Annotated in this window: 13 protein-coding genes; 8 read left to right on the top strand and 5 right to left on the bottom strand. The window is 63.2% G+C overall.

Annotated features, from left to right (window positions below; translation table 11 throughout):
* Positions 1-4: 4 nt before the first annotated feature.
* The 5 genes from pyrR to gshB all read right to left on the bottom strand — a co-directional run bounded on the left by pyrR (position 5) and on the right by gshB (position 3,608).
* Positions 5-514, bottom strand: coding sequence for a bifunctional pyr operon transcriptional regulator/uracil phosphoribosyltransferase PyrR (gene pyrR / locus ACWPW0_RS21155; RefSeq protein ID WP_447594802.1), 510 nt, complete (start codon positions 512-514; stop codon positions 5-7).
* A 17-nt stretch (positions 515-531) separates the two neighbouring features.
* Positions 532-969, bottom strand: a complete 438-nt coding sequence (ruvX, locus tag ACWPW0_RS21150; RefSeq protein WP_454256463.1) for a Holliday junction resolvase RuvX — start codon at positions 967-969, stop codon at positions 532-534.
* Positions 966-1,532 (bottom strand): YqgE/AlgH family protein, encoded by a 567-nt coding sequence (locus ACWPW0_RS21145; RefSeq protein ID WP_447594798.1) that lies wholly within the window; start codon positions 1,530-1,532, stop codon positions 966-968. Before ACWPW0_RS21145 ends, ruvX begins: the two co-directional genes overlap by 4 nt.
* A gap of 108 nt (positions 1,533-1,640) precedes the next feature.
* On the bottom strand, positions 1,641-2,534 hold the full coding sequence (locus ACWPW0_RS21140; RefSeq protein ID WP_454256462.1) for an energy transducer TonB: 894 nt from the start codon (positions 2,532-2,534) through the stop codon (positions 1,641-1,643).
* A 102-nt stretch (positions 2,535-2,636) separates the two neighbouring features.
* Positions 2,637-3,608, bottom strand: a complete 972-nt coding sequence (gene gshB, locus ACWPW0_RS21135; RefSeq protein WP_454256461.1) for a glutathione synthase — start codon at positions 3,606-3,608, stop codon at positions 2,637-2,639.
* A 246-nt stretch (positions 3,609-3,854) separates the two neighbouring features.
* Between gshB and pilG the strand changes: the two genes are divergently transcribed.
* The 8 genes from pilG (at position 3,855) to ACWPW0_RS21095 (ending at position 17,517) form a co-directional block, all read left to right on the top strand.
* A complete protein-coding gene (gene pilG, locus ACWPW0_RS21130) occupies positions 3,855-4,262 on the top strand; it encodes a twitching motility response regulator PilG (RefSeq protein ID WP_447594792.1) in 408 nt (135 codons plus the stop codon).
* A 44-nt stretch (positions 4,263-4,306) separates the two neighbouring features.
* Positions 4,307-4,672: a twitching motility response regulator PilH gene (gene pilH, locus ACWPW0_RS21125; protein WP_447594790.1), complete on the top strand. Its 366-nt coding sequence runs from the start codon at positions 4,307-4,309 to the stop codon at positions 4,670-4,672.
* A 46-nt stretch (positions 4,673-4,718) separates the two neighbouring features.
* Positions 4,719-5,255, top strand: coding sequence for a chemotaxis protein CheW (locus ACWPW0_RS21120; protein ID WP_447594789.1), 537 nt, complete (start codon positions 4,719-4,721; stop codon positions 5,253-5,255).
* Positions 5,256-5,338: 83 nt separating this feature from the next.
* Positions 5,339-7,381 carry a methyl-accepting chemotaxis protein gene (locus tag ACWPW0_RS21115; protein WP_447594787.1) on the top strand — a complete coding sequence of 681 codons (2,043 nt, stop codon included), beginning with the start codon at positions 5,339-5,341 and terminating at the stop codon, positions 7,379-7,381.
* A 68-nt stretch (positions 7,382-7,449) separates the two neighbouring features.
* Positions 7,450-8,313, top strand: coding sequence for a CheR family methyltransferase (locus tag ACWPW0_RS21110; protein WP_447595744.1), 864 nt, complete (start codon positions 7,450-7,452; stop codon positions 8,311-8,313).
* Between the two features lie 22 nt (positions 8,314-8,335).
* Positions 8,336-16,000, top strand: coding sequence for an Hpt domain-containing protein (locus ACWPW0_RS21105; RefSeq protein ID WP_454256460.1), 7,665 nt, complete (start codon positions 8,336-8,338; stop codon positions 15,998-16,000).
* Positions 15,993-17,015 (top strand): chemotaxis protein CheB, encoded by a 1,023-nt coding sequence (locus ACWPW0_RS21100; protein WP_454256459.1) that lies wholly within the window; start codon positions 15,993-15,995, stop codon positions 17,013-17,015. Before ACWPW0_RS21105 ends, ACWPW0_RS21100 begins: the two co-directional genes overlap by 8 nt.
* A 31-nt stretch (positions 17,016-17,046) precedes the next feature.
* Positions 17,047-17,517: a chemotaxis protein CheW gene (locus tag ACWPW0_RS21095; RefSeq protein ID WP_454256458.1), complete on the top strand. Its 471-nt coding sequence runs from the start codon at positions 17,047-17,049 to the stop codon at positions 17,515-17,517.
* Positions 17,518-17,520: the final 3 nt, after the last annotated feature.

The following is a 17,520-nucleotide window of genomic DNA, read 5'->3' as shown; positions in this document are numbered from 1 at the left end:
TTGGCTAGGAAGCGGAAAGGGTTTGCAGCTCGAGGGCGAGCGGCGCTGGGCCGAGCAATTTTACCCGTTCGTTGCCGGCCAGGGCGAGGGTTGCGCCGAGGATGTCGGCATGGATCGGCAGTTCACGGGCGTCCAGGTCGAGCAGGCTGACCAGGGTCACGCTGGCCGGGCGGCCGTAGTCGAACAGTTCGTTGAGTGCGGCGCGGATGGTGCGTCCGCTCATCAGCACGTCGTCGATCAGTACCAGGTGCTGGCCTTCGATCTCGAACGGCAGCTCGGACGGGCGCACCTGCGGGTGCAGGCCGTTCTGGGTGAAGTCGTCGCGGTAGAAGGACACGTCCAGGGTGCCCAGCGGTACGTCCAGCCCCAGTTGTTCGAGCAGGGCCTGGGCGACCCAGACGCCGCCGGTGCGGATGCCGATGAAGTGGGGCTGGTCGATGCCACGGCGCTGCAGCAGGCTGGTCAGCTCGCTGGCCATGCGTGGCAGCAGTTCGGCAGGGTTGGGCAGGGCCATGTCAGGGTCTCTCGCAATCAGGTCGAAGGGTGTTCGGCCAGCCAGCCTTCCAGCAACAAGGCGGCGGCCAGGGCGTCGACCGGGTTTTCCCGGTAACCGCCGCGCTGGCCCTGGGCCAGGCGCTCGCCCTTGGCTTCGAAGGTGGTCAGGCGTTCGTCGTGGGTATGCACCGGCAAGTTGAAGCGGCCGTTAAGGCGCCGGGCGAATTTTTCCGCACGGTCGCTCATCTCGCTTTTGCTGCCGTCCATATTCAGCGGCAGGCCAACGACGATGGCGTCCGGCCGCCATTCCTTGATCAGGCGTTCGACCTTCTGCCAGTCCGGCACGCCATTTTGCGCCTTGAGCACGCACAGCTCGCGGGCCTGGCCGGTGATGACCTGGCCGACGGCAACGCCGATCTGCTTGGTGCCGTAGTCGAAGCCGAGCAGCAGGCGCAGCGGTTTGGTGGTGCTCATGCGTGCCCGGCCTGGGCGGTCAGCAGGCTGAGGTTGATACCGAGCAGGGCGGCAGCGGCGTTCAGGCGCTGGTCGAACGGCAGATCGAAGAGGATGGCGTTGTCCGCCGGGCAGGTCAGCCAGGCGTTATCGCCGAGTTCCTGCTCCAGTTGCCCGGCTTCCCAGCCGGCATAGCCGAGGGTAATCAGGTGTTTCGCCGGACCGCTGCCTTCGGCAATGGCGAACAACACGTCCTGCGAGGTGGACAGGGCCAGTTCGCCGAGCTCCAGGGTCGCCTGGAAGGTCGGGCCCGCAGGGTGCAGGACAAAGCCGCGATCAGTCTGCACCGGGCCGCCGGAAAAGATCGGCAGGCTCTGGCACAGGGCGGGCGGGGTGTCATCGGGGCGCAGCTGTTCGAGTACTTCGGCCAGGTTGAGGCCCGTGGGACGGTTGATCACCAGGCCCATGGCGCCCTGTTCGTTGTGCTCGACCAGGTAGGTTACGGTTTGCGCGAAATTCGGATCGGCCATGTGCGGCATGGCAATCAGAAAGTGGTGCTTGAGGGAGGTAGCGACGTCGTTCATGGCGGTAGTGTCATGGAGCTAGACGGAAGCTACAAGCCATAAGCGTCAAGTCAGGGTGAAAACTCAGGCCCAATGCCTGCGCCGGAGGGTTGCATGCGCCGGCTTTGCCTACTGGCTGGAAAGTCGGTCGCCGCGTTCGAAGCGCCAGGTACGAATGATTTCCAGACGATCGAACTCGGACAGATCGCCGCTGAACGGCGCGAATGGCGCTGCCAGGCGGACGATGCGCAGGGCGGCCTGATCGAGGGTCGGCTGGCCGGAAGACTCCAGTACCAGTACTTCATACAGGCTGCCGTCGCGGTTGATCGACACCAATAGACGCAGGCTGCCGTAGATGCGCTGGCGCCGAGCCTCATCCGGGTAGTTGAGGTTGCCGATGCGCTCGACCTTCTTGCGCCATTCGTCCTTGTACCAGGCGCCCTTGTCGCGCATGGTCGAGGCGGCGTTGAGGCGGTGGATCTTCGGGCGTTTGGCGTAGCGCTGCTGTTCCTGGGCCAGTTCGGCCTCCAGGCTGGCGATTTCCGAGGACAGTTGCGAACTGTCGAATACCGGTGCCGGCGGCGCTTCTAGGGTAGCCTTGGTTTCCTCGCGCTTGGTCGGAGTCTTTTCCTTTTGCGGCGCGTGGGTGGCGATGGCGGCCTTTGGCGCTTCCTTGCGTTGTGCGGGCGGTGGCGCGGTGGGCGGGGTGACGCGCTTGACCTCGGTGTCCTGAAACACGGCCTGCTCGGTGGTCTTCGGCGCCGCCTTGTGCTCCAGCGTGCCGCTGCCCTGCTGGTTATCCTGGGCCAGGAAGTCGGCTTCTTTCGGCTTTTCCTGGCTCTTGAAGGTGGACAGGGTGATTTCCAAGGTCTTGCTCAGGTCGCCGGGTTTGATCACGGTGAAGCTGACCCCGAGGATCAGTGCCAGGTGCAGCACGCAGGCGATGAGCAGGGTGAAGCCCAGCCGGTCCGCTGGGCGGACACCGGCGCTGAGCCGTTCGGGCGGGGTACTGGCTGCGTTCATCGTGGGTCGACAGAATTTGGGTCGGCAGGGTTCGAAGTGCCGCGCAGTCTGCCGACTCCGGCCTTCACGCTGCAAGCCTCGCGTCCAAAGCTGCTAGCTGCTTCAAACTTGTGGCTTGGCCTGGCGGGCCTTGAGCTTGCCGTCGATGGCGTCCATCAGGCGTTCACCAATGCGCGTGTCGAAGGCCTTGTCGATCTCGCGGATGCAGGTTGGGCTGGTCACGTTGATTTCCGTGAGGTGCTCACCGATTACGTCGAGGCCGACGAACAGCAGGCCCTTTTCCCGCAGTACCGGACCGACCTGGGCGGCGATCCAGCGATCACGCTCGGTCAGCGGTCGCGCCTCGCCCGTACCGCCAGCGGCCAGGTTGCCGCGGGTCTCGCCCTGCGCCGGGATACGCGCCAGGCAATAGGGGATCGGCTCACCATCGATCATCAGGATGCGCTTGTCGCCGTCCTTGATGCCTGGAAGGTAGCCTTGCGCCATGCATTGCTGGGTGCCGTGGGCGGTCAGGGTTTCCAGGATCACTGAGAGGTTGGGGTCTCCGGCGCGGTGGCGGAAGATCATCGAACCGCCCATGCCATCCAGGGGTTTGAGAATGATGTCACGCTGCGCTTCGGCAAACTCGCGCAGAATGTCGGCCCTGCGGCTGACCAAGGTGGGCGGCATGCAGTGGGGGAACAGCGTGGCGAAGAGCTTCTCGTTACAGTCGCGCAGGCTCTGGGGGCGGTTGACCACCAGGACGCCGTCGGCTTCGGCACGTTCCAGCAGGTAGGTGGAGTAGACGAACTCGTTGTCGAAGGGCGGGTCCTTGCGCATCAGGATCACGTCCAGTTCGCCCAGCGGGCTGTCCTGCTCGGCGTCCAGTTCGAACCATTGCTGGGGGTTGTCGAAAACGCGCAGTGGGCGCATGCGGGCGCGGGCCTGGCCGGCGTTCTGATACAGGTCGCGCTGCTCCATATAGAAGAGCGACCAGCCACGGGCCTGGGCGGCGAGAAGCATGGCCAGCGAGCTGTCCTTCTTGAAGCTGATCTGGGAAATGGGATCCATGACGATCCCCAGGCGAACGCTCATCGGGGTAAAACCTCCGCACCGTGATTCCGGCAAGAAAGGGCCTTGGCGGCCATACTGAGATGCGCAAGGGTGGCGCTGGCGACCCTGCCGGTCAAGAAAAACCCTACATGTTCGGGGCTTATGGCTTGCATCTGGAGAGTGTGCTAAAAAGGCCCGATGATTGGGTCGCAGCCCGTCGGTGGCAGGGCCTCAGGCACACTGTATAACGTAAGAACAATGACTCACCGAGGCGATGGTAGGGCACACATGGAACAGCATTCCGAGGGTTTGAGGGTGATGGTGATCGACGATTCGAAGACGATTCGTCGCACTGCCGAAACCTTGCTGAAGAAGGTCGGTTGCGAGGTCATCACGGCAGTTGATGGCTTCGATGCACTGGCCAAAATTGCCGATACTCATCCGAGCATCATCTTCGTTGACATCATGATGCCGCGTCTCGATGGCTATCAGACTTGCGCCCTGATCAAGAACAACAGTGCTTTCAAATCCACACCGGTGATCATGCTGTCCTCCAAGGACGGTCTGTTCGACAAGGCCAAAGGCCGAATCGTCGGTTCTGACCAGTACCTGACCAAGCCCTTCAGCAAAGAAGAGCTTCTCGGTGCGATCAAGGCGCATGTCCCCGAGTTCACTCCGGTGGAACAAGCCTCCTGATTTCCGGCCTGGCCGGTTAAGCCTTTTTGCGTATGGGGAACACCATGGCTCGTATTCTGATTGTTGATGACTCGCCGACCGAGATGTACAAGCTGACCGCCATGCTGGAAAAGCACGGCCATCAGGTGCTCAAGGCGGAAAATGGCGCCGACGGCGTCGCGCTGGCGCGTCAGGAAAAACCCGATGCCGTCCTGATGGATATCGTCATGCCGGGCCTCAACGGCTTTCAGGCAACCCGCCAACTGACCAAGGATGCCGACACTGGCCATATCCCGGTCATCATCGTTACCACCAAGGATCAGGAGACCGACAAGGTCTGGGGCAAACGCCAGGGCGCGCGCGATTACCTGACCAAGCCGGTGGATGAAGACACCCTGATGAAAACCCTGAATGCGGTGCTGGCCGGCTGATGCCGCGCCAGTCCGTAGTTCGATAACAACAAAGGCCAGGGCCGGCATGTCGGACGCTCAGTCTCCCTTTCAGCTCCTCGTGCAAATCGATCAGCGCTGCCGTGTGCTGGCTGCCGGTTTGCCATCGCAACAACAAGCGGTGCAGTTCTGGAGCGGCATCGGTTTTCGCATGGGCGAGCGATTCTTCGTCGCACCGATGGGCGAGATTGGTGAGGTCCTGCACGAGCCACGCTATACCTTGCTGCCGGGTGTAAAGAGCTGGGTCAAGGGTGTTGCCAACGTACGTGGCCGGTTATTGCCGGTCATGGATCTGTGTGGATTCTTCGGCTCCGAGCTGTCGCCCCTGCGCAAGCAGCGGCGTGTGCTGGTGGTCGATCACCAGGACGTGTTCGCCGGGCTGACGGTCGATGAAGTATTCGGCATGCAGCACTTCCCGGTGGATACCTTCACCGAACAGCTTCCAGCGCTCGAAGCGTCCATTCAGCCTTTCATCCATGGCCTGTTCCAACGTGAACAACCATGGTTGGTGTTCAGTCCGCATGCGCTGGCTCAACATCAAGGCTTTCTGGATGTGGCTATATAAGATTTTCGGTTGGGTCGGCAGTTGCCGGCCTTTTGGCGTTACATGGGAACCGTAGTGCGGTAGGTCCAGGCGGGGGCCACATAATGAAGAAACTAAACGCAGGCAATCTTTTGGCAGGTGCGCGTAGTAACACGCTGATCGCCGGACTGTTCATCGTCCTGATCATCTCCATCGTGTTGCTGTTCGCCAACTTCGCCTATCTCAACACCCAGTCCAACTACGACAAGGAATACATCAGCCACTCCGGTGAGCTGCGTGTGCTTTCCCAGCGGATCGCGAAGAACGCCACCGAGGCCGCAACCGGCAAGGCGGCAGCCTTCCCGCTGCTCAAGGAAGCCCGCAATGGCTTCGAAGAGCGCTGGGGCTACCTGACCCAAGGTGACGAAAGCACCGGCCTACCTCAGGCACCCGAGTCGATGCGCGCGCACATGGACGCGGTGCAGACCGACTGGGACAGCCTGCGCAAGAACGCCGACGCCATCCTCGCCAGTGAGCAGACCGTTCTCTCGCTGCACCAGGTCGCCGCGACCCTCGCGGAAACCATCCCGCAGTTGCAGGTCGAGTACGAAGAAGTCGTCGACATCCTCCTGCAAAGCGGCGCACCCGCTGCCCAGGTCGCGGTTGCTCAGCGTCAGTCGCTGCTCGCCGAACGTATTCTCGGTTCGGTGAACAAGGTACTGGCCGGTGACGAAGACTCGGTACAGGCCGCCGACATGTTCGGTCGCGACGCCAGCCTGTTCGGTCGCGTCCTGAAGGCGATGACCGAAGGCAACGCTGCCATGGAGATTTCCAAGGTCACCGACACCGACGCCCTCGAGCGTCTGGCCGAAATTTCCGAACTGTTCCAGTTCGTTTCCGGCTCGGTGGACGAGATTCTCGAAACCTCGCCAGAACTGTTCCAGGTACGTGAATCCGCCAGCACCATCTTTACCGACTCGCAGACCCTGCTGGACAAGGCCTCGGGCCTGGCCGACGGCTTCGAGAACCTGGCCGGTGGTCGTTACTTCAATACCATTGCCGGTTATGTGCTCGGCCTGCTCGCCCTGGCCTCGATTATCCTGATCGGCCTGGTGATGGTGCGTGAAACCAACCGCCGACTGGGCGAAACCGCCGAGAAGAACGAACGTAACCAGGCAGCGATTCTGCGTCTGCTCGATGAAATCGCCGACCTCGCCGACGGTGACCTGACGGTAGCGGCCACGGTAACCGAAGACTTCACCGGTGCCATCGCCGACTCCATCAACTACTCCATCGACCAACTGCGCGACCTGGTACTGACGATCAACTCGACCGCCGTTCAGGTGGCTGCCGCAGCCCAGGAAACCCAGGCCACGGCGATGCACCTGGCCGAGGCCTCCGAGCACCAGGCGCAGGAAATCGCTGGTGCGTCGGCCGCGATCAACGAAATGGCCGTGTCGATTGACCAGGTATCGGCGAACGCCTCGGAATCCTCCGCGGTAGCGGAACGTTCCGTAGCCATCGCCAACAAGGGTAACGAGGTGGTGCACAACACCATCACCGGCATGGATAACATCCGTGAGCAGATCCAGGACACCTCGAAGCGGATCAAACGCCTCGGTGAATCGTCCCAGGAGATCGGTGACATCGTTAGCCTGATCAACGACATTGCCGACCAGACCAACATCCTCGCACTGAACGCCGCGATCCAGGCCTCCATGGCCGGTGACGCCGGTCGAGGCTTCGCCGTGGTAGCGGACGAGGTACAGCGTCTCGCGGAACGTTCCTCCGGCGCGACCAAGCAGATCGAGGCGCTGGTTAAAACGATTCAGACCGACACCAACGAAGCGGTTATCTCCATGGAGCAGACCACCTCCGAAGTGGTGCGCGGTGCCCGCCTGGCACAGGACGCCGGTGTGGCGCTGGAAGAGATCGAGAAGGTATCCAAGACCCTCGCGGCACTCATCCAGAACATCTCCAACGCCGCTCGCCAGCAGGCTTCGTCTGCCGGCCACATCTCCAACACCATGAACGTGATCCAGGAGATCACCTCGCAGACCTCCGCAGGTACCACCGCTACCGCCAAGAGCATTGGTAACCTGGCCAAGATGGCCAGTGAGATGCGCAAATCGGTATCCGGCTTCACCCTGCCGGACGGTCAGGTCTGATCAGGAGAGGCGCGGCGGCCTGAACCGGTCGCTGCGCAGGATTCCTGGCCATGAGCAAGGGACACGGCATGCAGCCAAGCAGCGTCTGGGCCTTGAAACCCCTGGCCGATATGTCTCACGCGGAATTCCGTGACTGGCAGGCTCTGCTGGAAGAGCGCACCGGCGTGGTGGTCAACGAACAGCGCCGGGCCTTCCTGCAGACCAACCTGACCGCGCGGATGCGCGAGCTGGATATCAGCGACTACGCCAGCTATTTCCGCCAGGTCACCGATGGCCCACGCGGCGCGGTGGAGTGGTCGACGTTGCTGGACCGGCTGACGGTGCAGGAGACCCGTTTCTTCCGCCATCGCCCGTCCTTCGATGTGCTGGAGCGCTACCTGCGCGGGCGGTTGGCCACGGATGCCGTTCCGCAGCCCTGGTCGCTGTGGAGCGTAGGTTGCTCGAGTGGCGAAGAGCCTTATTCGATGGCGATCTGCGCGGCCGAAGTGCTGCGCGAAGCCGGGCAGATCCAGCCGTTCGGGGTGACCGGTACGGATATCAGCCTGAATGTATTGAACAAGGCGCGCGAGGCCGTATATGGCGCGCGGCGCCTGGAACAAGTGGATTTTGACCTGTGCGAGCGCTACTTCATCGCCCAGGCGGATGGACGTTTCAAGATAGTGCCGGATCTGGCGGCGCGTATCTGTTTTGCCAGATTGAACGTACTGGAACTGGGCAAGGCGCCCATGACCGGCACGGACGTTATCTTCTGTCAGAACCTGCTGATCTATTTCCGCCGTTGGCGGCGCCGCGAAATCCTCAATCGCCTGGCTGAGCGCCTGGCACCAGGGGGCTTGCTGGTCGTCGGCGTGGGGGAGGTAGTCGGTTGGCAACACCCGGACCTTGAGCCGGTTGCCGACGAGCGGGTGCTGGCGTTTACCCGCAAGGGCTAAGACAAGAATGACTGGAGTCGGTATGGGTGATCGGCACGATTATGTCGCCCTGGAGTGGGTCAAAGGCGAGATCGCGGAAACCCTGAAACAGGCCCGCCAGGCCCTGGAGGCGTTCGTCGAGAACCCGCAGGACCCGACGCGCATGCGGTTCTGCCTGACCTACGTGCACCAGGTGCATGGCACGTTGCAGATGGTCGAGTTCTACGGCGCGGCCCTGCTCGCCGAGGAAATGGAGCATCTCGCCCAGGCCCTGATGGAAGGCCGTGTCAGCAACCAGAACGAAGCGCTGGAAGTGCTGATGCAGGCCATCCTGCAACTGCCGGTCTACCTCGATCGTATTCAGAGCGCCCGCCGCGACCTGCCGATGGTCGTGCTGCCCCTGCTCAACGACCTGCGTGCCGCGCGCGGCGAGAAGCTGCTCTCGGAAACCAGCCTGTTTTCCCCCGAATTGCCGGCCCAGCAAGCGCCGCTGTCCGAGGAATCGCTCGACCGCCTGCGTACCGCCGAGCTGCCCGTGCTGTTGCGCAAATTGCGCCAGATGCTGCAGGTGGCACTGGTCGGGGTAATCCGCAATCAGGACCTGCCAACCAACCTGGGCTACATGGCCCGCGTATTCGGCCGCCTGGAAACCCTGTGCCAGGACGCACCGCTTGGCCCGCTGTGGCAGATTGCCTCGGGCATGGTCGAAGGCCTGGCCAACGGCAGCGTGACCAATGGTGCCTCGGTTCGCACCCTGTTGCGTCAGGTGGACCGCGAGCTCAAGCGCCTGGTCGAGCAGGGCGCCGATGGCATCAACCAGCCGGCTCCCGAGGACCTGGCGAAGAACCTGCTGTTCTATGTGGCCAAGGCACCGGCACAGTCGCCGCGTTTGCGTGCACTCAAGGAACAGTACCGCCTGGATGACGCGCTGCCGGACACCGAGGTGGTCGACGAAGAGCGCGCGCGCCTGGCCGGACCGGATCGCGATGCGATGCGCTCGGTGGTCGCCGCCCTGTGCGAGGAGCTGGTGCGGGTCAAGGACAGCCTCGATCTGTTCGTGCGTAGCGACCGCCAGCACGTTGGCGATCTCGATGGGTTGTCGGCTCCGCTCAAGCAGATTGCCGATACCCTCGGTGTGCTGGGCTTTGGCCAGCCGCGCAAGGTCATCGTTGACCAGATCGAAGTCGTGCACAGCCTGGCCCGTGGCCAGAGCGAACCGGGCGATGCGGTGTTGATGGATATCGCCGGTGCGCTGCTGTACGTCGAGGCGACGCTGGCCGGCATGGTCGGCCCCAGTGACGACCGGCAGAGCGAACAGAGCCACCTGCCCACCACCGATGTGACGCAGATTCACCAGTTGGTGATCAAGGAAGCGCGCACCGGACTGGAGCAGGCCAAGGACGCGATCATCGAGTTCATCGCTTCGCAGTGGAACCATGACCACCTGGCCCGTGTGCCGGAGCTGCTGACGCAGGTTCGCGGTGGCCTGGCGATGATTCCGCTAAGCCGTGCGGCGACCCTGCTGCAAGCCTGCAATCGTTACATCGAAGAACAGTTGCTGGCGCGCAAGGCCGTGCCCAACTGGCAGAACCTGGACACCCTCGCCGATGCCATCACCAGCGTGGAGTACTACCTCGAACGCCTGTCCGAGGACCACGCGACCCAGGGCGACCTGATTCTCGACGTGGCGGAAGAGAGCCTCGAAAGCCTCGGTTATCCGTTGCAGGAAAAGCCCTCGATTCTTGATCGGGTCGCGCCAGATCGCGCCGAACCACCAGCCGTGTCGCAGGCACCGCTGGACGATCCGCTGGATGAAATCGAGGTGCTGGCCGACGAAGCGCCAGCGCCGGTTTTTCAGGAAGCCGAGCAGACTGCGGATTTTGCGGTGCTGGACCTGGACCCCCTGGAGCTGGAGCCGTTGGCTGATGGCGGCGTCGATGAGCTGAGCAGCGACGTTGTGTCGCTCGACCTGCCTGCTGCCGATGGCCAGCCGCTGGTCGCGGACGACGACTGGAGTTTCGCCGAGTTCGACGCTTCGCTGGTCGAACTGGCCCCGGCTCCGGCTGAGCAGCCTGCCGAATTGCTGCCCGCACTGGACTTCGATGAGCTGCAACCGCTAGACGAAGCACCTGCCGTTATCGACTTGGGCGAGCTGGACGAGCTGAGTGTCGAGTCGCCCGACGATGAACCGCTCGAGTGGGATGCCGAGCAAATCGTCGACCTCGACCTGCCGGACGTCGAGCTATCGACCGAGCCCTTTGCCGTCGAGCTTCCCGAGCCGGTTGGCGAAAAGCCACTGTCCATGGCCGATGTCATGGCGGCTCCCGTGCAGGCCATCAACCCGCCTGCGCAAGATGTGCCGCCTAGCCTGTTGCCACCTCCGGCGGACGAAGAGCCGGTCGATGAAGAACTGCTCGAAGTCTTTGTCGAGGAAGCCGCCGAGGTACTGGAAACCATCGGCGAGTACCTGCCGCAATGGGTAGCCGATACCCGCAACAAGGACGCTTTGATCGAAGTCCGCCGTGCTTTCCACACCCTCAAGGGCAGTGGGCGTATGGTGCGTGCCTTGGTCATCGGTGAGCTGGGCTGGTCGGTCGAGAATCTGCTCAACCGAGTTCTGGATCGCAGCATCGAAGCCGATGCACCAGTGTTCAAGGTGGTCAACGATGTAGTGGCTCTGATGCCCGCGCTGGTCGAAGAGTTCGCCGCCAAGGCGCAGCGCCAGCGCGACGATGTCGACCTGCTGGCGGCTACGGCGCATGCACTGGCTCGTGGCCTGCCTACGCCTCAGGTTGCTGCTGTCGACGAGACGCCGACACTTTCTTTCGAAGCCGAAGCCGAAGCCGAAGCCGAAGCCGAAGCCGAAGCCGAAGCCGAAGCCGAGCCAGTCTTGGCTTCGCTCGAGCTGGATGACGAGCTCGATGGCGAGCCCCTCGATCCACAGCTGCTGGAAATTTTCCGCAACGAAGCGGAAACCCATCTGGATGCACTGGTCGGTTTTCTTGCCGATTGCGCCCAGGAACTGCCGCAGCCGGTGACCGACTCGCTGCAACGTGCACTGCATACCCTCAAGGGCAGTGCACACATGGCGGGCATCCTGCCGATTGCCGAGCTCGCCACGCCGCTGGAGAAACTGGTCAAGGAGTTCAAGACCAACCTGATTCTTGTGGACATGGCCGACGCCGAGTTGCTGCAGCGCGCCGAGCAATTGTTCCGTATCGGTCTGGATAACCTCGAAACCCAACCGTTGGCAGTTATCGACGGGGCCGAAGCATTCCTGGCTGACGTGCAGAAGCGCCATCAGGAACGTCTCGACACCAGCGAACAGGAACGTCAGGACCAGCAGGGCGAAGTGCGTGATCCGCAACTGATCTCGATCTTCCTCGCCGAAGGCATGGACATCCTGCTCGACGCCGAAGACCTGCTGCGCAAATGGCGCGAACACCCCAGCGAACAGCAGGAACTGACAGCGCTGCTGGATGAACTGACGACCCTGGGTCGCGGTGCCGAGATGGCCGAGCTGCCGCAGATCGATGAGCTGTGCCAGGCCTTGCTCGAGCTGTACCAGGCTGTGCAGGAAGGGCGTCTGGCAGTCAGCGAGCGCTTCTTCAGTGAGGCCGAAGCGGCCCATGAAGTGCTGATCGACATGATGGATCAGGTGGCGGCAGGCCTGCAGGTGAGCCCGCAGCCGGAGCAGGTCGCGTCGCTGCATCGCCTGCTTGAGGAAGTGCTCAACCCAGAAGCGCTGTCATTGCTCGACCTCGATGTGCCGAACGGTCTGGAGGTCATCGAGCTCGATGAGCTGGAAGCCGGTCAGCTCAGTGACAGCGAGCTGAGTGCCTTCGGCTTGCCCGAGGCCCCGCACGACGAAGAGCCTGAAACCAGCCAGCCTGCTCCTCTGCCATCGAGCATGCCGGAGAGTCTCGACCAGGAAATGGTGGAGATTTTCCTCGAGGAAGCCGTGGATATTCTCGACAGTGCCGGCCAGGCACTGGACCGCTGGTTGGCAGAGCCGGAGAACAACCTGGTCCTGTCGTCGTTGCAGCGTGACCTGCATACCCTCAAGGGTGGCGCACGCATGGCCGAAATCAGTGCCATCGGCGACCTGGCCCATGAGCTGGAGTCGCTGTACGAGGGGCTGGTCGACCGGCGCTTCAGCCATTCGCCTTATCTCGCAGACTTGTTGCAGCAAAGCCATGATCGCCTGGCTCAGGTGCTCGAGCAGTTGCAGCGCAACCAGCCACTGGCTGACTCCTCCGCGTTGATCGAGGCGATTCGTCAGTTCCGTCATGGCGGCGGCACGCCCGGGCCGGATGGCGGTGAGCCGGTCGACGAGCCACCTGTCCAACCGAATGAGCCGGAGCAAACCAGTGAACTGACGCCCGCCGCAGACGAGCTGTCGCCCGGTTCAGCGGAAATGGACCTGGGTGAGTTGGCAGAGGTCGATTTCGTCGCCCCCGATTTGCCGATTCCCGATGACGAGAGCGAGGCCACTGCCGAGGCCGACGCACAGCCGTTCGTGGCAGAGGCGCCGCAGTTGGAAGACCTGCCGGCACTGAGCAATGACGAGTGGTCGCTCGACGGCGCCTTGCCTGAACTGGGCAGTGAGCCATTGGGCGACGACGTAGAGCCTGAGGCCGTTTCCGCCGGTACGGACCTGCAGCAGCCGGACTATTCGCAGGCCGCTGTCGACAGTGAGCCATTGGAGCATGAATCCGATTCGCCTCTGTTTGCTCAGCCCGAGGCTGAAAGTGCTGTCGAAGATCTGCAAGCCGCGGGTGAACTCCCGGAACTCGATGCCTGGCTCGAACCCGATGCGGATGCCGTACCGGTCGTCGAGCATAAAGAGCCTGTTTTAACCGCTCCGGCGCCGGTCACTCCTGCCCCTGTCGTCGCACAGGCGCCGGCAGCGGAGGACTACGATCAGGAACTGGTGGAGATCTTCCTCGAAGAAGGTTTCGACATCATCGAAAGTGCCGGTGCGGCTCTGCAGCGCTGGACCGGTGATATCAACAACACCCTTGAGGTCGAGTCGCTGCAGCGCGACCTGCACACCCTCAAGGGCGGTGCACGGATGGCCGAGATTCGCGAGATCGGCGATCTGGCCCATGAGCTGGAATTCCTTTACGAAGGTGTAGGCGATGGACGTCTGCGCGCCAGCAGTGATCTGCTGGTGCTGCTCCAGGCCTGCCATGACCGCCTTGCCGAAATGCTTGAAGCCGTACGCGACCAACGTGCGGTCCCGCAAGGCGCGGCGCTGATCGACACCATCCGCCAGTTTCGCGCCAACCCGGACGAACAACTGAGCATTCCTTCCAGCGTGCACCTGCAGCCGGTGGACGATGTCGAGGCCGAGGCGGACATCCTCGACATCTTCCTCGAAGAGGCGGATGACCTGCTGGAGTCCATGGAGTCAGCGCTCGGCAACTGGGAAGCCGAGCGCACCGATGCCAGTGCCCTCGACGAGATGCTGCGCATTCTGCACACCCTCAAGGGCGGTGCACGGTTGTCCGGGCAGAAGCGCCTGGGCGACCTGACCCACGATCTCGAACAACACCTGACCGAAGCTCAACAGCAGGATGCGCCCTGGCCGGAAAGCCTGTTCCTCGATGTGCAGTCCGGTTTCGAGGGCTTGCAGAAGGAACTTGACCAACTGCGCCAGCGGCTCGACGAGAGCCAGGTCGCGGATGCGGGAACACTGGTTTCAGCGCCTGAAGAGCCTGCGGCATCGGCTCCCGTTACCCTGACTACACCGATTGTCGCCGCCAGCGCTGCACCTCAGCGCCAGCAGGAAAACCGCGTGTTGCCTTTCGTCCAGCGGGCTGCCGAGGCGGCGCTCGAAGCGGCCTCGCGGCGCGCTCCGCAGGAGCTGGTCAAGGTGCCGGCGGACCTGCTCGAAGGGCTGGTCAACCTGGCGGGGGAAACCTCGATCTTCCGTGGCCGGGTCGAGCAGCAGGTCAGCGATGTCACCTTCACCCTGGGCGAGATGGAAGCCACCATCGAGCGGGTACGCGACCAGTTGCGCCGCCTCGATACCGAAACCCAGGCGCAGATTCTCAGCCGTTACCAGGCCGAGGCCGAGCGTTCCGGCTACGAAGATTTCGACCCGCTGGAAATGGACCGTCACTCGCAGTTGCAGCAGCTCTCGCGCGCGCTGTTCGAGTCCGCGTCCGACTTGCTCGACCTGAAGGAAACCCTGGCCGCGCGTAACCGCGATGCGGAAACCCTGCTGTTGCAGCAGGCGCGGGTCAACACCGAATTGCAGGAAGGCCTGATGCGTACGCGCATGGTGCCTTTCGACCGGCTGGTCCCACGCCTGCGCCGCATCGTTCGCCAGGTGGCGGCCGAGCTGGGCAAGCAGGTCGAGTTCCATGTCGGCAACGCCGACGGGGAAATGGACCGTACCGTGCTGGAGCGTATCGTCGCGCCGCTGGAACACATGCTGCGCAACGCCGTCGACCATGGTATCGAACCGGCCGATGTACGCCGTGGCAACGGCAAGTCCGAGGTGGGCAATATTCGCCTGACCCTGGGTCGTGAAGGCGGCGATATTCTCCTCGTGCTGAGCGATGACGGCGGCGGTGTGCGGCTCGAGGCCGTGCGGCGCAAGGCCATCGAGCGCGGCATGATGGATGCCGACTCCGACCTGACCGACCACGAGATTCTGCAATTCATCCTCGAGGCCGGGTTCTCCACCGCCGAGAAGGTCACGCAGATTTCCGGGCGTGGCGTCGGCATGGACGTGGTCCACTCCGAGGTGAAACAGCTCGGTGGTTCGATGAGCATCGAATCGACCGTGGGCGAGGGCACGCGCTTCCTGATCCGCCTGCCCTTCACCGTGTCGGTCAACCGCGCGCTGATGGTGCTGTCCGGCGAAGACCTGTACGCCATCCCGTTGAACACCATCGAAGGTATCGTGCGGGTGTCGCCGTACGAGCTGGAGGCCTACTACGCCCCCGACGCGCCGCGTTTCGAATACGCCGGCCAGGCCTACGAACTGAAATACCTCGGCGACCTGCTGAACAACGGCCAGCAGCCCAAGCTGATCGGCCAGAGCCTGCCGTTGCCGGTGATTCTGGTGCGTTCCAGCGAGCACGTGGTGGCGGTGCAGGTGGACAGCCTGGCCGGTTCGCGCGAGATCGTGGTGAAGAGCCTGGGGCCGCAGTTCGCCGGGGTGCACGGTATTTCCGGGGCGACCATCCTGGGTGACGGTCGCGTGGTGGTGATTCTCGACCTGCTGGCGACCATCCGGGTGCGTCACGCGCACCTGCTCAGCCAGCAGCCGCGCCTGGCTGGGCATCAGGCCCAGACCGCCGCCGAGATCGAAGCAGACCGGCCGACGCTGGTCATGGTGGTCGACGATTCGGTCACCGTGCGCAAGGTCACCAGCCGCCTGCTTGAACGCAACGGCATGAACGTGCTGACCGCCAAGGACGGGGTCGATGCGATCTCGCAACTGCAGGAACACAAGCCGGACATCATGCTGCTGGATATCGAAATGCCACGCATGGACGGCTTCGAAGTGGCCACTCTGGTGCGTCACGATGAGCGTCTGAAGGACCTGCCGATCATCATGATCACCTCGCGTACCGGTGATAAGCACCGCGAGCGGGCCATGACCATTGGCGTCAACGAGTACCTGGGTAAGCCCTACCAGGAATCCGATCTGCTCGAAAATATCCAGAAGTTGGTCAAGCGCCATGAGTGAAACGCGAACCTCTGCCCGTATTGCGGTGATTGCCGATACCTCGTTGCAACGCCATGTGCTGCAGCAGGCGCTAGCCGGCAATGGTTACCAGGTGGTGCTCAATAGTGACCCGGCGCGCCTCGACGAAGAGACCCTGAGCGCCTGCGAGACCGATCTGTGGCTGGTCGACCTGGCTCAGTCGGATGATTCGCCCCTGGTTGACAGCCTGCTCGAGCGGGTCAGCGCGCCGGTGCTGTTTGGCGAAGGCCATGCGCCGGAGCGGCATTCGGAAAATTACCCGCGCTGGGAGCGCAGCCTGTTCGGCAAGCTCAAGCGCCTGGTTGGCGATCCGGCCCAGGCCGTGGGCCCGAGCCTGGAGGCCCTGCTCGCCGAGGCGCAACGCCCCAGCCGCCTGGAGTTGCCGAGCGCGCTGGCCAGCACGCCGCTGGTGGCCGGTGAGCCGGCACGCCAGGTCTGGCTGCTGGCTGCTTCGTTGGGTGGCCCCGAGGCCGTAAAGGCTTTTCTCGATGCGCTGCCGGGCGGTTTGCCGATTGGCTTCGTCTACGCCCAGCACATCGGTGCGAGTTTCGAGAGTGCCCTGCCGCAGGCTGTCGGTCGACATAGCCAGTGGCACGTCAATCCGGCCCGGCAGAACGACCCGGTACGCTGCGGTGAGGTCATCGTCGTGCCCGTATCCTTCGAGCTCGGCTTCGCCGAGGACGGCGCGATGCAGGTGACCGAGCGCAGCTGGCCGGAGCCCTACAGCCCATCCATTGATCAGATGATGCTCAACCTGGCACAGCAGTTCGGTGCAAACTGTGGCGTGATTGCCTTCAGTGGCATGGGCAGCGACGGCAGCGCTGCCGCCGGTTACGTGCGCCGCCAGGGCGGTGTGATCTGGACCCAGCGCGCCGACAGCTGCGCCTGCCCGAGCATGCCGGACAGCCTGCGCGAAGGTGGTTACAGCTCATTCAGCGGTGACCCGCGCGAGCTGGCCGAAGCGCTGGTCAACCATCTGGCCGGCCAGTTCGCCTGATGCGTTGCCAAACTCTCCACAGGATTGCCCCATGAGCCAAGCCCCAAGCATCGTTTCCAGCGTCAACAGCCTCACTGCTCTGCTGGTGCCGCTCACCGACCGTACCCTGCTGCTGCCTAACGTGGCTGTGGCCGAGCTGATTCCCTACCGTGCGCCACAGGTTACGCCCGGGTTGCCTGCCTGGTTCCTGGGGCAGGTTGCCTGGCGCGATCTGCAACTGCCGCTGCTGTCGTTCGAGGCGGCCTCCGATGGCCAGGCGCAGATCGGCCAAAGTGCCCGCGTTGCGGTAATCAACGCCCTGGGCGGGCGCGATCAGGTCAAGTTCATCGCCTTGCTCGTGCAGGGGATTCCGCGCTCGCTGAAGGTCGACGGCAACCTGGCCCGCTCCAGCGAGGCATTGGCCCCCCTGGAGCTGGACGCGGTGCAACTGGGCGACGCCGTGGTCAAGATTCCTGATCTGGTCGGGCTGGAACAGAAACTGGCCGATGCCGGGTTGATCTGAGCG

The sequence above is a fragment of the Pseudomonas sp. Marseille-Q8238 genome (assembly GCF_965111915.1).
This window is presented reverse-complemented; position numbering and strand designations above follow the sequence as displayed.